The sequence below is a fragment of the Lachnoclostridium sp. Marseille-P6806 genome, assembly GCF_964238185.1.
Classification (GTDB): Bacteria; Bacillota; Clostridia; order Lachnospirales; family Lachnospiraceae; genus Brotaphodocola.
In genome coordinates this window covers 16,954-32,222 of record NZ_CAXSLG010000005.1, presented here as the reverse complement: position 1 = coordinate 32,222, position 15,269 = coordinate 16,954, and the positions used below count along the sequence as shown (strand labels likewise).

The following is a 15,269-nucleotide window of genomic DNA, read 5'->3' as shown; positions in this document are numbered from 1 at the left end:
ATATAGATAAAATAAATGGAATTAAATCCGATATTTTTAAATAGAAGCACAATAAATGGAATGCTTCTTGACTGAATATACAAAGTTCACTAGAAATGTCTTTATTTTCTTTTCTTCATTTATCAGGATTATCCAATCAGACTCTGTTTTAGGCTGTTTCCATAGAATGTATTTGGAATAAACTGCCATTGTATCAGCTTCAAAACATACGAAAATCAAGACAAGGGGCATTGACAATTAATGTGGAATAATATACAATGACAAACGAGATTTGTATTAAAATGTAAAACGTTGCGTAAATTTATCATAAAAATAGATTTATGGAAAGGAATGATATATTTTTGCAAATATCGCAAAGAGAGAATGGAATGTGTGAAATCATCGATATTCACACGCATATTCTTCCGGAAACAGACGATGGGGCCAGAGGAATACAGGAATCCATACAGCTGATTGAACAGGCAGCGGCTCAGGAAATTACGGGCATGATTGCCACACCCCATTTTTCTAGACATCAAAGCGTATCTTCACTAAAGACGAAACTATCAACCCTTCGGGAGGAAGTGAAAAAACACAATCCCGATTTTCAATTATATCTCGGACAGGAAAATTTTTATCATGAGGAACTGACGGAACGACTGGATCAGGGGGAAGCCCTGACTATGGCGGAAAGCCGTTATGTTCTGGTGGAATTTGACCCGGCAGTAAGCTACGGACAGCTGATGCGAGGTGTCCGCAGACTGTCCGAAGCCGGTTACTGGCCAATTCTGGCTCATATAGAACGGTATTTTTGCCTAAGAGAGCATGGGCTGGAGGAGATTTTCTCCCTGGGCTGCTATCTGCAGATGAATTTTGCAAGCCTGCAGGGGCATTGGTATCAGAAGGATGTGCGCTGGTGCCGCAAACAGGTGGAGGAGGGCAGAATCCAGTTTTTGGGAACGGATCTGCACCGGACGGATTTCAGGCCGCCTGTCATAACAGAAGCTGTAAAGTGGCTTATTCATCATATCAATCCGGAGGCGCTGGAAGAAATGGTTCACAGAAATCCGGTCTGCATAATTAAAAATGAAAAAATATAGTAAGGAACGAATCGCATGGAAAATGAAAAAAATTTAAGAGACAACGATGAGATGGAAATCGATCTTCTTCAGCTGTTTTATGCATTAAAAAAGAAGATCTGGTTCATTCTGGCGGCCATGATTATTGGCGGGGGACTGGCAGGAGCATACAGCAAATTTCTGATTACACCTCAGTATTCTTCTACTAGTATGATGTACATACTGTCCAAGGAAACCACATTGACATCACTGGCAGATCTGCAGATAGGAAGCCAGCTGACAGAAGATTACAAGGTAATCGTAAATAGCCGGCCGGTATTGGGCGAGGTGATTGATTCCCTGGCACTTGATATGAGCTATGAACAGCTTCTGGCTAAGGTTTCTATCGGAAATCCGACCGATACCCGTATTCTGACTGTAACGGTGACGGATCCGGATCCTTACCGGGCAAAGGCTATTGTGGATTGTGTGGCAGAGACAGCTTCCGATTATATCGGAGAGATTATGGAAATGATTCCGCCTAAAATTATTGAAAACGGAACAGTTGCGACAAGGAAAACAAGCCCCAGCAACGGAAAGAATGCAGTGCTGGGAGCCCTGGCTGGTATGGTTCTGGTTTGCGGAGTCATTGTGATTCAGGTAATTATGAACGATACCGTCCGCACGGAAGAGGATGTAGAGCGGTATCTGGGACTGAGTGTTCTGGCATCTGTGCCTTTGCGGGAAGGTGAGGAACGGACAAAACCGGGACACAATAGCAATGGCGAAAATACCAAGTCCAGAAAACGGAGGAAGAAAGCATGAGCAGAACAATGGTGACCTTAACCCGTGAGATGCAGGATGATTACGGTTATAACGAGGCGATCAAAACCCTGCGTACCAATATCCTTTTCTGCGGAAGCAAGGTAAGAGTAATTATGTTTACCAGCTCTGTTCCGGGAGAGGGAAAAAGCGATATCACGCTGGCTGCAGCCCAGTCTATGGCCCAGCTGGGAAAAAAAGTCCTGGTCATTGACGGAGATATCCGCCGTTCTGTACTGGTAACCCGGTATCAGCTGAAGGAAAAGGTGAACGGTCTGTCTCAGTATCTCTGTGGGCAGAAAAATTTGGAAGATGTGATTTACGATACCAGCGTAGAAAATATGAGCATGATTTTTGCAGGCCCTTATTCTCCTAATCCGGCAGAGCTTCTGGAGGAAAAGCTGTTTACCAGTCTTCTGGAATATGCAAGGGGAGAATTTGACTATATTATGATCGATACGCCGCCAATGGCAAATCTGATTGACGGAGCCATTGTAGCAAGGCAGTGCGACGGAGCCGTTATGGTGATCGAAAGTGGGGCGATCAGCTATAAGGTAGAGCAGAGAGTAAAGGCCCAGCTGGAGAAATCAGGCTGCCGGATTTTGGGAGTGGTACTAAATAAGGTAGATGTAAGGGCCCAGGGCTACTATGGCACTTATGGAAAATACGGCAAATACAAAAAGTATGATGCCTATGCATCCTATGATCAGAAAAACCGGGATCAGGGATATCAGACTGGCGCCCGAAGTCACAGAAGCAAAAAGCAGGGAGCAGAGGAAAAAGAAAACGAGGCAGCAAATGTATGAGAAACAACCGGGATGAACGCTACAGCGGATTTTCCGGCTGGCTGAGAAAAAACAGGACTGCGCTCCGAAGCTGTGGGATTGCTGCGGCTGTCATCGGAACCGGACTGGCTGTCTGGTACGGAGTTGGAATGTATCAGCAAAGGAAGGATCAGGAAGCTATGATTGCAGCCCGCTATGAGACTCAGCAGGAGAATCCGGAAGAGACTCTGGCGGAAATGGCGAAGGAAGATCAGGAAAGCGCAGACAGCGGAACGCAGACAGAGAAAGAAATGCTGTTTGAGGAAAATACCGTTTTCTGGAATGGAAAAACATATAAGAGAAATACCTATGTAAAAGCAGTGCTCTGCATGGGTGTGGATCGGGATGGTCCCATGACAGAAACGACCCTTTCCGGAGACGGAGGACAGGCAGACGGAATTTTTCTTTTAGCCAACGACACTGCCCGGGGCAGCATGAAAATTCTTTTGATTCCCCGGGATTCTATGACAGAAATTACGAAAACAGATACCTCCTGGACAGAGGCAAACGGCGCAAAGCTGGGAGAGGTAGTGGATCATTTGAGCCTTTCCTATGCCTATGGAGATGGACGGGAAAAAAGCTGTGAGTATACAAAACAGGCAGTATCCCATCTTCTGATGGGGCTGAAAATCGATTCCTACATGGCAGCCGATTTGGAGATCATTGCATCCTTAAATGATGAGGTAGGAGGAGTTACCGTAACGATTCCCACGATGGGAATGGAGCAGGCAGATCCAGAATTTGTATTTGGACAGACGGTTCGGCTGAAAGGCGAACAGGCAGAGCGTTTTGTGCGCTTTCGTGATACAGAGCGGGATAATTCTGCCATATCACGAATGGAACAGCAGAAGCTGTATATCAGCGGCTTTTTCCAGGCAGTAAAAGAAAAAAGCAGGACAGAGAGCAATATTACAGAGCATTTGTTTGAAATGAGCCAGGACTACATGGTAACAGATATGGCAAAGGATGAGTATTTAAAGCTTGCCATCAATGCTCTGGAAGGAGAAGGACTGACCTCCGCCAGCTTCAAAATGGCTCCGGGAACAGGTACTGCCACAGAAACCTATGATGAATATTATGTGGATCAGGAGGCTCTGGTTCCCGTTCTCCTGGATTTGTTTTACCGGGAAACATAATGCAGTAACCGGCAGCTCATCAGGGCGCCGTTTATTGAATATATAAGGCAGATTTTGAAGTAATGAGAGATCTGCCGAAACAGGAAAGGAGGAGAATCCCATGAAAAAGTGGAAAGCACTCACTGTATTTGGTCTGGTATGTGCTCTGGCAGCTATGCCGGTACTGACCTTTGGTGCAAGTTCGAAAGAGGAAAGCAGCGGCGGTTCATCCAGCAGCAGCGGAAGCGTTGTAGCAGGCAGCGGTAGTTCTGTCATCCAGAAGCCGACTCAGGTAACCGTAGATGCAAATGGCGTACAGACAACCGGTGCAGGCACAGTAGTAAACAGCGAAAACGGAACCATTATCGCAGTTCCGTCTAACGGCGTGAATGCAGCCGGTCAGGCTGTTACCAGCGATGCAAATGGAAATACGGTTATCCGCGATCAGGCAACCGGAAGCTCCGTTACCGTTGTAGTAGGAAAAACTGCTGACGGTAAAAACAGCACAGCAGGACTGAGCCAGCAGACCATCAGCCAGTTTGAGGCCATTGATACAACAAAATCCATGGCAGGCGTACTGCCGGAGGCTGCAGGCTATACCGTACAGGAAAATATTAACCTGAATGTGTACGATACAGCAACAGGAGCTGCTGTAGTCGGAACTCAGATCGTGCCCATTAAGTGGACCGGACTGACTCAGGCAATGAACGCAGAAAACCTGATGGTAGGTTACTACGACAACGCAACCGGCCAGTATATTCTGGTACCAATTGTAGCAATTGATTACGCAACCCAGACCATTAACATTCGTGTTAACGGTTCCGGTACAGCAAGAATTATGACCCGGTAATCGAAGCTTGATAAAAGAATCGATTCCAGGCTCATAAGAAAGAAAACATCGTGACTCCGGCTGCAGAAATGCAGTCGGGGAACCGGTATTTGAACAAGAGAAAGTATATCAAAAACAGTAATCGTTCAGCCACGCAGCTTTTCTGCTGCGTATAGTGGACAAGAAGCATCGGGGCGACTGCACTATAAAGGTTCCGACAGGAAAACGTTTATGAAAATAAGCTTTCAAAGCTTTTTCCTGTTTGAATCTTTGCATAGCCGGACTGTTATCAAAAATAAAAGAAGCAAAAAATATTTAACTTGGGACATAACCAGCTGAGTCTGAAAGGGAACAGGCTGTAGCAGGATTTTATAAAAAACGGGAACATATCAGGAATACAAAAAGGGATTCAAGTACAGGGGAGGAAAAGAGAAGATGTACAGAAAAGCACAGGGATGGGAAAAACATGTGGATTTTATCATACTGGATATGATTTGTCTGCAAATCGCTTATGTGCTGGCCTATGCACTGGCCGGATACGGAGGAAATCTTTATTCTGTTCAGATTTACAGAAATATCGCCATATTTCTGGAGCTGGCAGATCTGGTAACAATTTTCATGTTTGACACCTTAAAAAATGTGCTGAAGCAGGGCTCATATCAGGATATGAAGATTACTGTTCAGCACAGCGCCATTGTAGGAGCGCTGACGATTCTGTATTTGTTTTTGCTTCAGCAGGGAGAGGATTTTTCCAGATTAACCCTGGTGCTTACTATCATTCTCTATATTTTTCTTACTTTTCTGGTGCGGGAACTGTGGAAGCAGCTGCTTCGAAAACAGATGGAAACGGGAACAACAGGTTCGCTTTTGATTGTAACCACATCGGATATCGCAGAAGAAGTGATTCAGAATATGAAGGATCACAACTACGGAAGACACCGGATTGCAGGAGCAGTGATCCTGGATCGTGACAGAACAGGAGAAATTATCGCAGAAATTCCAGTAGTAGCCAGCGAAGAAACGGCACCGGAATATGTGTGTCAGGAATGGATCGACGAGGTGCTGATTGTAGCCTCAAAATCAGTTCCCTATCCGGCTGAGATGATTGACCGTCTGTCAGAAACGGGAGTCATCGTACATATGAACCTGGCGCAGGTTTCCAACAAAACAGGAAAGCGTCAGTTTGTCGAGCGGGTGGGAAATTATACCGTACTGACTACCAGTATTAACTATGCTACTGATCGTCAGCTGGTGCTGAAGCGGATGATGGATATTGCAGGAGGTCTGGTAGGCTGTCTGCTGACAGGAATCATCTTTGTGTTTATTGCGCCTGTCATTTATATCAGTTCCCCTGGCCCTATCTTCTTTTCCCAGGAGCGAGTAGGGAAAAACGGACGTCGGTTTAAAATGTACAAATTCCGAAGCATGTATATGGATGCAGAAAAGCGGAAAGCAGAGCTGATGAAGGAAAACAAAATGGGAGACGGAAAGATGTTCAAGCTGGACTTCGATCCCCGTGTCATCGGCAATAAAATCCTTCCGGACGGAACGAAAAAAACAGGAATCGGAGATTTTATCCGGAAAACAAGTCTGGACGAATTTCCCCAGTTTTTCAATGTGCTGAAGGGAGATATGAGTATCGTAGGAACCAGACCGCCGCTGATTGGAGAGGTCAGCCTGTATGAGCTTCATCACCGGGCGCGGCTTGCCATCAAGCCGGGTATCACAGGAATGTGGCAGGTCAGCGGCCGCAGCGACATCACGGATTTTGAGGAAGTGGTGCGGCTAGACCGGGAATACATCGAGAACTGGAGCTTTGGTCTGGATGTGAAGATCCTGGTGAAGACGGTGCTGGCGGTGTTTATGAGAGATGGGGCTGTGTAGAGCGCAGGATATCCTTATAGACTTCATAAGACAGAGAATGATAAAAAACGGAGACAGTATGAAAAAGAAGCTTGCAGTTTCTATGTTTGGACAGAAAAGACTGAGCAGAGAAGGTGGAATTGAAATCGTAGTAAAGGAGCTTTGCACCAGACTGGTGCAGGGCGGATATCGGGTGACCTGTTATAACAGGTCAGGACATCATGTCAGCGGTGCGGAATATGACCAACAAACAGAATATGAAGGAATCTGCCAGAAAAAGGTTCCGACGATTGAAGGAAAAGGACTGGCAGCAGTGAGTTCTTCTTTCTTTGCTGCGTTTTTCAGCGCAATAGGACATTACGATGTGGTGCATATTCATGCAGAGGGACCGGCATTTTTTGCATGGCTGCCGAAGCTGTTTCGAAAGCGGGTAGTGGTTACGATTCATGGGGAGTGTGAAATAATATGGACAACCAGAGAAAATCCTGATTTCATGCGGGTTTGCGCGGCTTGACCTTTTCACCTCAACTTGTTTCTGCTTGTCATGGTGCGTTACGGCCAGCGTGTTTTCAGGGGTTAATGGCTTCTGGTTGCGCTCTATACTTAACCCACCACAGCGAAAGCTGATAGAGCAGAAAACAAAATAAGGAGGTACGAGGACAGGCCTGCGTATAGATTGGTTCTGCAATCTGTATACAGGCTTGTTGTTGTGCTGTGAAGTGGGTTGAGAGGTAAGAGAATATGATAGTTAGAAATACCATCCTTCGGGATGTGTACATAGATAAAAACACCTTTTGAGGGAATTGGGTCCGAAGAAGACCGGAGGAGTAAATATGAAGAATTACAAAATCGCTGTTGCTGGCACTGGTTACGTTGGGTTGTCGATTGCTACCTTGTTGAGTCAGCATCATCAGGTAACTGCAGTTGATATTGTGCCGGAGAAGGTTGATCTGATTAACAATCGCAAGTCTCCGATTCAGGATGATTATATTGAGAAGTATCTCGCAGAGAAAGAATTGAATCTGACCGCAACACTGGATGCGAAGACCGCATACGCCGATGCGGATTTTGTTGTAATAGCTGCACCCACAAACTACGACAGCCATACCCAGCACTTTGACACATCTGCGGTCGAGGCTGTAATCAAACTGGTGATGGAATATAACCCGAATGCCATTATGGTCATCAAGTCTACGATTCCTGTTGGTTACACCGCTTCTGTGCGTGAGAAGTTCAATAGCAAGAACATCATCTTTAGCCCAGAGTTCCTGCGTGAATCCAAGGCATTGTACGACAACCTCTATCCAAGCCGTATCATCGTTGGTACTGATTTAGATGATGAGCGTTTGGTTGAGGCTGCTCATGAGTTTGCTGGTCTGCTGCAGGAAGGTGCTATTAAGGAAAATATCGACACACTGTTTATGGGCTTCACCGAGGCAGAAGCGGTTAAACTGTTTGCTAATACATATTTGGCACTGCGCGTGGCTTACTTCAACGAACTGGACACTTATGCAGAAAGCAAAGGGCTGAATACCCAGCAGATTATTGACGGTGTTTGTCTTGATCCTCGTATTGGTAGCCACTACAACAATCCTAGCTTTGGATATGGTGGGTATTGCCTCCCTAAGGACACTAAACAGCTGCTGGCAAATTATGCCGATGTGCCAGAGAATCTGATTGAAGCAATTGTGGAGAGTAACCGTACTCGTAAGGATTTCATTGCAGATCGTGTTCTGAAACTGGCTGGATATTACGGCTATGATGATGACAATGAGTATGATGAGAAGCATGAAAAGTCTGTGACCATCGGTGTGTACCGTCTGACCATGAAGTCGAATTCTGACAACTTCCGTCAGAGTTCTATTCAGGGCGTTATGAAACGAATCAAGGCTAAGGGCGCTTCTGTCATTATCTATGAGCCTACTTTGAAGGATGGCGATACGTTCTTTGGTAGCCTTGTGGTCAATGATTTGACTAAATTTAAAGAATTGAGTAACGCAATCATCGCAAACCGCTATGACAAGTGTTTGGATGATGTGAAAGAAAAAGTATATACGAGAGATATTTTTCAGCGAGATTAACAAGTGTGGGTTGGTAGAAAAATGGAAGAAAAGAAAAACATCAAAATATGCTTTGCGGCTTCATCTGGTGGACATTATGAGCAGCTCATGATGTTAAAACCACTGATGGAAAAATATGACAGTTTTGTGATTACTGAAAAGACAGACTATAGCGCAGAAGCAAAAGGTGAAAAAACTTATTATATGAAGCAGGTCAACCGTCGAGAGAAGGACTTTATCTTGCGGATGATTCAAAATGCTTGGAAGTCTATCGGCATTTACAGAAAAGAAAAACCTGATGTAGTTATCTGCACAGGAGTTCTTGCTATGATACCGATTTGTTTGATTTCTAAATTCATGGGTAAAAAGCTGATTTACATAGAGTCTTTTGCAAAGGTTACGTCTCCGACAGAAACAGGGAAATTACTCTATAAATTTGCAGATCAGTTTTATGTTCAGTGGAAGCCAATGCTGAAAGTCTATCCTAAAGCTATATATTTAGGAGGAATCTATTAAATGGGGAATAAGATTTTTATAACACTTGGATCACAGAAATTTCAATTTAATAGACTCCTCCGAGCTGTGGATGAGTTGATTGAAAAAGGCGTTATTGATGATACTGTGTTTGCTCAAATCGGTTATAGTGATTATGAGCCGAAGCATTTTCAATATAAGCAGTTCCTTGATAGAGAAGAGTTTGTTGCACAGGAAGATATGTGTGACATTCTAATTACTCACGGTGGTACTGGTGCAATTATTGGTGCTGTAAAAAAAAGAAAGAAGGTTATAGCGATTCCTAGACTAGAAAAATACGGAGAGCATGTTGATGATCATCAGATTCAATTGATTGAGCAATTCAAGGGACAGAATCTGATTTGTGGAATTGATGACACTACGGAATTAGAAGATGCTCTAAATTTCGTAAGAGAACATGGGTTTGATGTATACCAGAGTAATACGAAAACGATTATTGAAAGTATTGAGAGATTTATCGAGGGGAAAGAATAGATGAGGGTATTAATGCTTGGAAATGATCCTTCTGTTAAGGGTGGAATAACCAGTGTCATAAGCCAGTTGTTGGCTCATGATTGGAACGCAGAAGGCGTTGATATGAAATTTATTCCAACCTACGTTGAGACCAACAATGTAAAGAAAATACTTTTCTTTGCGAAAGCTGTTAAAAGAATACAGAGAGAGTTTAAAACAAATAAACCGGATGTTGTGCATATGCACATGTCCTATAAAGGAAGTTTTACCAGAAAGTTTTTCTTACATAAACTTTGTAAGAAAAATGGTATTCCTGACATTATTCATCTTCATGGTTCTGAGTTTAAAAAATGGTTCGATGAATCTGATGATAAGAAGAAAGAAGAGATTAAGACACTTTTGAAAGAGAGTGCAGGTGTCATTGTACTTGGCGATAAATGGAAAGAGGTAGTCAAGAAAATTGAGCCAACAACAAAGGCTGTTGTGGTTAACAACACAGTTCGTATTCCGAATTGTACGGTTGAGTGGAATCTGCCAATTACTGTTCTATTTATGGGAGTATTAATTAAGCGAAAAGGCGTGGCTGATCTTATCCGAGCAGTAGATATTCTCAAAAAGAAAAATCGGCTTGACAATGTAAAGTTTGTTATTGCAGGGAGTGGAGTTGAAGAAGCAGAACTCAAGACAATGTGCAAAAAACTTGAGTTAGATAAATACATCAATTTTGTTGGATGGACCTCTGGTGAGAAAAAAGAGAGATTGTTTCGAGAATCTCAGATGTTAGTTCTTCCGTCCTATAATGAAGGGTTACCAGTTTCGATTCTTGAAGCAATTAGCTATGGAATGCCAGTTGTAGCAACCTGCGTAGGCGATATTTCTGCTGCAATTATTGATGGAGAAAATGGTTATTTGGTTGAGCCGGGAGATGTGGATGCACTTGCCAATAGTATATATAAATTGATTTCAGAGAAAGCCAACTGGCAAAAAAAATCTGAAAGCGCAAGAAAAATTAGTATTAGTCAATTTGATGAAACTGGTTTTTTTGAAACAATTTTAAATTTGTACAGGAAGGTGGAGTGAGCGGTGTTACGAAAAGTTAAATTGTGGATAAAACGTAGAGTTCATGGAATTGTCACTGTGGAGGAACTTAGAAAAAACGGTGCAGTGATAGGTAATAATGTTGAATTATGGTCTAATAAAATAGATAAAGGACATGCTTTTTTGTTGGAAATAGGAAATAATGTAACCATAAGTGATGCACGGATTCTTTTACATGATGGTAGCACCAAGATTTTTCTTGGCTATAGTAAAGTGGGAAAAGTGGTTATTGGAGATAATGTTTTTATTGGTGCAGATGCTATTATCCTACCTGGAACTAAGATAGGGTCTAATGTGGTGATAGGGGCTGGGGCTGTTGTAAAAGGAGAAATTCCTAGTGATAGCATTGTGGTTGGAATCCCTGGGAAAGTAGTTTGTACCTGTGCAAAATTTATAGACAATAATAAGAAACTGTTGGAAAACTGCCCTAGATATGAAACATATTGGCCGCTCAAAACGACTGAAGAAAAAGAAAAGATGAAAATCGAACTGGCAGATACAATAGGATTCGATATTTAGCTAAGGAGTATAGAATAATGAAGATTATTGCTTTTTATTTACCTCAATTTCATAATATTCCTGAGAATGATGAATGGTGGGGAGATGGATTTACGGAATGGGTAAATGTTAAAGCGGCAAAGCCGCTATTTGAAGGGCATCAACAGCCAAAGGTTCCGTTAAATGATAATTATTACAATTTACTTGACGATAATGTGAAAATTTGGCAGGCAAAGATTGCTAAGGAGCATGGTGTATATGGTTTTTGCTATTATCATTATTGGTTTAGTGGAAAAATGTTGTTAGAAAAACCGATGGAACAAATGTTGAAAAATAAAGCTGTTGATATACCATTTTGTATCTCATGGGCAAATGAGACTTGGACTAAAGCTTGGGTTAATGATGAAAAGAAGGTTTTAATTCTTCAAAAGTATGGAGAAAAGGATGAGTGGAAGCAGCATTTTGATTATTTGTTGCCATTTTTTAAAGATGATAGATATATTAAAGAAAATAATAAGCCACTTTTTATTATATATAGACCAGAAGTTGTAGAATGCTTGAACGAAATGTTGGATTACTGGAATCAATTAGCTATTGAAAATGGTTTCGATGGTATGTGTTTTGCATATCAGACCATCAATATGGATATTACAAATGGATCGGATACAAGTCGCTTTGATTATGACATTGAATTTCAACCTTCATATGCTCGATTTGATATGTCAAATCAAAAAAGTAAGCTTGCGGTTCTCAAAAAGATCAGAAGGAATGTGGCTAAATGGTTTGAAAAAAAGTTCGGTATTGATTTGCTTCGATATACAAGTCCAATGATGGCAAGAAAATTGCTTCATACTAACGGTATTGATTATTCTGAAGCATGGGAGACGATTCTTGCTCGAAAACCTATTAGTAATAAGTGCATTCCTGGTGCATTTGCTGCTTGGGATAATACTCCTAGACACAAAGAACGTGGTTGGGTATATACAAACAATACACCTGAGATTTTTGAAAAGTATTTAGAGAAGCAAATTGTTCGTGCTAGAGACGTTTATCACAAAGATATGATTTTTATGTATGCGTGGAATGAATGGGCTGAAGGCGGATATTTGGAGCCAGATGAGGAACATGGGTATGCATATCTGGATGCAATAAGGACAGCGTTGGAAAAAACAGGAGAATTTCCTGAATGGTAAATAGGGAAGGAAGCAAATCTATGGATAGAAAGAAAGTCTTGTGGCTGTCAGCTTGCGTTCCGGTAAAAAATGGTAGGGAAGCTGGGACAAAAACATTCTTCTATTATTATGAGAAGATGAGAGGTGATTCTAGGTTTGATATAAAAATGATTGCTTTCTGTAAGCAATATTTATTGGAGGAGGCTATAGAGGATAATAGAGGATATGATATAGATTATATTGTTTATGATAATATCCCTAAGTATCAAAAGCTGATTAATATTGAATCTAGATATAATCCGTTTAATCGGTATGCAGGGCTCATTCCTAATTATAGTGTTCAGCAATTATTCAAAAAATTAAAGAGCCTTAAGTCAAATGGTTATATTCCGGAAATAGTAATCTTAGAGTGGACTCAACTTGTAGTATTAGCAAAGGACATTAAAGGTATTTTCCCAAGCTGCAAAATCGTCGCATCCGAACATGACGTGACTTTTGTTGGCTACAAAAGAAAAGCTGAATATTTCAAGGGTATTAATGGCTATATTTGGAAATTTAAGTATATTAGAGAAAAGAGCAAAGAATTAGGAGCATTAAAGCACTGTGATCTGATTTTGCCGCATAATGAGGATAATACTGATATTTTGATTCAAGAGGGAATCAATAAAAAGCAGATTCAATGGCTAACACCATATTTTAATAATATGAAAGATTGCCATTGGAATGGAGAGGAAAGAAGCGTTTTATTTTTTGGAGCAATGGCTAGACCAGAGAATTATTTGAGTGCGATTTGGTATATAGAAAATGTTATGCCTAGAATACAAGATTTGAAATTGAAATTTGTTGTACTTGGAAGTAATCCTGCGGAGGTGTTTGAAAAATATATCAATGATGAAGTTATTGTTACAGGTTTTGTAGAGGATGTTACTCCTTATTTTGAAAAATCATTGTGTTTAGTAGCACCGTTGGTACTTGGCGCAGGCATCAAGGTTAAAATTCTTGAAGCGATGTCTGCCGGTATTCCAATTTTAACAAACGCTATAGGTATCGAGGGAATTTCAGCTACAACGCAAAAAGAATATGTTCATTGTGAAGATGCCTTTGAGTACGAGAAAGCTATTCGTCAGGCATATAAAAGAGAATTAGACTCAATTGGAAGCAATGGGCAGCGCTTTGTAAATGAGCACTTTAGTTTAGAAAAATCAAAGAATAGATATTTTGCATCATTAGTGACGTTATAAGGAAGTATTAGGCAGGTATAGATATGATTATTACAAAGACACCATTCCGCATGTCTTTTTTCGGCGGCGGAACAGATATGGAGGATTATTTTAGAGAGAATGGAGGTGCCGTTCTTTCTACAACAATTGATAAATACTGTTATGTGAATGTAAGACACCTTCCTAGGTTTTTTGACTACTCTACAGAATTATCTTACTCAAAAACCGAAAGAGTGACAGATGTTGAGGATATTAAACATCCAGCTATCCGTAATGCAATGAAGATGTTAGATATGTACGAAATTCGTCTTACGTATGAGGCCGATCTTCCTGCTCGCTCTGGTCTGGGTACCAGTTCTTCATTTGCGGTTGGAATGCTTAATGCTTTTTACGCACTTAAGGGTAAATACGCAGATAAGAAGAAATTAGCTGATGAGGCAATCTATCTAGAACGGGTATTATGTCAAGAAGCAGGAGGATGGCAGGATCAGATTGCTGCTTCTTATGGTGGATTTAATAGAATCAACTTTGGTTCGAATGGATATGAGGTTTTGCCTGTGATTATCAGTCCAGAAAGAAAAAATCAACTGAACGATAATTTGATGATGTTTTTCACAGGTTTTACGCGTTTTTCCTCCGAAGTGCAGAAAGCCAATAATGTCAGTGGTACTGAAGGTAAGAGACTGAAGTTAAAGAAGATGTATGAGCTTGTTGATGAAGCTGAAACTGTGCTCACAGACAAAGAAAGAAATCTTGACGATTTTGGCCGACTGCTTGATACAACTTGGAGATTAAAGAAAGGGACTGGTAACGCTATCAGTACTAACGGTATTGATGAACTTTATGAAAAGGGAATTGCAGCAGGTGCTTTGGGTGGAAAACTTCTTGGGGCAGGTGGTGGCGGCTTCCTTGTATTTTATGTTCAGCCTGAGAAGCAGGAGGCAGTAAGAGAGTCTATGAAAGATCTTATGTACATTCCATTTAAATTTGAAGATGGTGGTACAAGAGTAATTCATTATAGTCCTGAGACGTTTGAACCAAAGGATAACTAATGAGTAACTATTAGTAGGGGAGTTAAAAATGTTAGAGCGAAGATTATACAAACATGTTGATTTATTGATTGAAAGATATCCATTGCTTAAGGTGTGTGAGCAAAGTATTATTGATGCTTATCTTGTGCTGGAAGAATGCTATGTAAATGATGGAAAGTTATTGATTGCAGGTAACGGTGGTTCTGCGGCTGATTCAGAGCATATTGTTGGTGAACTAATGAAAGGCTTTAAAATGCCGAGAAAGCCCAGAGCTGATTTTGCGGAAAAGCTTATGTCAGAAAATCAGGAATTAGGAACTGTTCTTGCGGAAAATTTACAAGGTGCACTTCCCGCGATTGCGTTGGATGGACACCCGGCATTATCTACTGCATATATGAACGACTGCGAGCCGTTACTTTGTTTTGCACAGCAGGTTAATGGTTACGGTAAAGCGGGGGATGTGTTTCTTGGCATTTCTACAAGTGGAAACAGTAAAAATGTTTTGTATGCGGCAACGACTGCCCATGCCAAAGGTATGAAGGTCATTGGTTTGACTGGTGCAAAGAGCAGCAAATTGGAACTGATGAGTGACGTTTGTATCAAAGTACCGCAGACAGAAACATATATGATTCAGGAACTTCATCTTCCAGTGTATCATTGTCTATGTTTGATGCTTGAAAATAGATTTTTTGGAGAATAAGATCGTTGAAATC

15 protein-coding genes and 1 pseudogene are annotated in these 15,269 nt (G+C 41.5%); all 16 read left to right on the top strand.

Going from position 1 to position 15,269, the window contains the following annotated elements; translation table 11 throughout:
- Positions 1-368 precede the first annotated feature (368 nt).
- The 16 genes and pseudogenes from ACESON_RS07580 to ACESON_RS07505 all read left to right on the top strand — a co-directional run bounded on the left by ACESON_RS07580 (position 369) and on the right by ACESON_RS07505 (position 15,256).
- On the top strand, positions 369-1,079 hold the full coding sequence (locus ACESON_RS07580; RefSeq protein ID WP_177958472.1) for a CpsB/CapC family capsule biosynthesis tyrosine phosphatase: 711 nt from the start codon (positions 369-371) through the stop codon (positions 1,077-1,079).
- Positions 1,080-1,094: 15 nt separating this feature from the next.
- Entirely contained in the window at positions 1,095-1,862 is a 768-nt protein-coding gene (locus ACESON_RS07575; RefSeq protein WP_177958473.1) for a Wzz/FepE/Etk N-terminal domain-containing protein, read from the top strand.
- A complete protein-coding gene (locus ACESON_RS07570; protein ID WP_177958474.1) occupies positions 1,859-2,665 on the top strand; it encodes a polysaccharide biosynthesis tyrosine autokinase in 807 nt (268 codons plus the stop codon). The genes ACESON_RS07575 and ACESON_RS07570 overlap by 4 nt, the downstream gene beginning before the upstream one ends.
- Positions 2,662-3,819, top strand: coding sequence for an LCP family protein (locus tag ACESON_RS07565; RefSeq protein WP_373109127.1), 1,158 nt, complete (start codon positions 2,662-2,664; stop codon positions 3,817-3,819). Before ACESON_RS07570 ends, ACESON_RS07565 begins: the two co-directional genes overlap by 4 nt.
- A 100-nt stretch (positions 3,820-3,919) precedes the next feature.
- Positions 3,920-4,648 (top strand): hypothetical protein, encoded by a 729-nt coding sequence (locus tag ACESON_RS07560; RefSeq protein WP_373109126.1) that lies wholly within the window; start codon positions 3,920-3,922, stop codon positions 4,646-4,648.
- Between the two features lie 414 nt (positions 4,649-5,062).
- Positions 5,063-6,511: a sugar transferase gene (locus tag ACESON_RS07555; RefSeq protein ID WP_373109125.1), complete on the top strand. Its 1,449-nt coding sequence runs from the start codon at positions 5,063-5,065 to the stop codon at positions 6,509-6,511.
- Positions 6,512-6,569: 58 nt separating this feature from the next.
- Positions 6,570-6,941, top strand: a pseudogene (locus tag ACESON_RS07550) (glycosyltransferase); the annotation flags it as partial.
- Between the two features lie 382 nt (positions 6,942-7,323).
- Entirely contained in the window at positions 7,324-8,571 is a 1,248-nt protein-coding gene (locus tag ACESON_RS07545) for a nucleotide sugar dehydrogenase (protein ID WP_373109124.1), read from the top strand.
- 21 nt (positions 8,572-8,592) lie between these two features.
- Complete coding sequence (pssD, locus tag ACESON_RS07540; protein WP_373109123.1) at positions 8,593-9,066, top strand: PssD/Cps14F family polysaccharide biosynthesis glycosyltransferase; 474 nt, start codon at positions 8,593-8,595, stop codon at positions 9,064-9,066.
- A complete protein-coding gene (gene pssE / locus ACESON_RS07535; RefSeq protein WP_373109122.1) occupies positions 9,067-9,558 on the top strand; it encodes a PssE/Cps14G family polysaccharide biosynthesis glycosyltransferase in 492 nt (163 codons plus the stop codon).
- Positions 9,559-10,617 (top strand): glycosyltransferase family 4 protein, encoded by a 1,059-nt coding sequence (locus tag ACESON_RS07530; protein ID WP_373109121.1) that lies wholly within the window; start codon positions 9,559-9,561, stop codon positions 10,615-10,617. It begins immediately after the preceding gene.
- Between the two features lie 3 nt (positions 10,618-10,620).
- A complete protein-coding gene (locus ACESON_RS07525) occupies positions 10,621-11,154 on the top strand; it encodes a DapH/DapD/GlmU-related protein (RefSeq protein ID WP_373109119.1) in 534 nt (177 codons plus the stop codon).
- 17 nt (positions 11,155-11,171) lie between these two features.
- Positions 11,172-12,326, top strand: a complete 1,155-nt coding sequence (locus tag ACESON_RS07520) for a glycoside hydrolase family 99-like domain-containing protein (RefSeq protein WP_373109117.1) — start codon at positions 11,172-11,174, stop codon at positions 12,324-12,326.
- 20 nt (positions 12,327-12,346) lie between these two features.
- Entirely contained in the window at positions 12,347-13,546 is a 1,200-nt protein-coding gene (locus ACESON_RS07515) for a glycosyltransferase (RefSeq protein ID WP_373109116.1), read from the top strand.
- Positions 13,547-13,569: 23 nt separating this feature from the next.
- Positions 13,570-14,577, top strand: coding sequence for a kinase (locus ACESON_RS07510; RefSeq protein WP_373109115.1), 1,008 nt, complete (start codon positions 13,570-13,572; stop codon positions 14,575-14,577).
- Positions 14,578-14,605: 28 nt separating this feature from the next.
- The gene (locus tag ACESON_RS07505; protein ID WP_373109114.1) at positions 14,606-15,256 is read left to right on the top strand and encodes an SIS domain-containing protein; all 651 of its coding nucleotides are present in this window, start codon (positions 14,606-14,608) and stop codon (positions 15,254-15,256) included.
- The last annotated feature ends 13 nt before the right edge of the window (positions 15,257-15,269 follow it).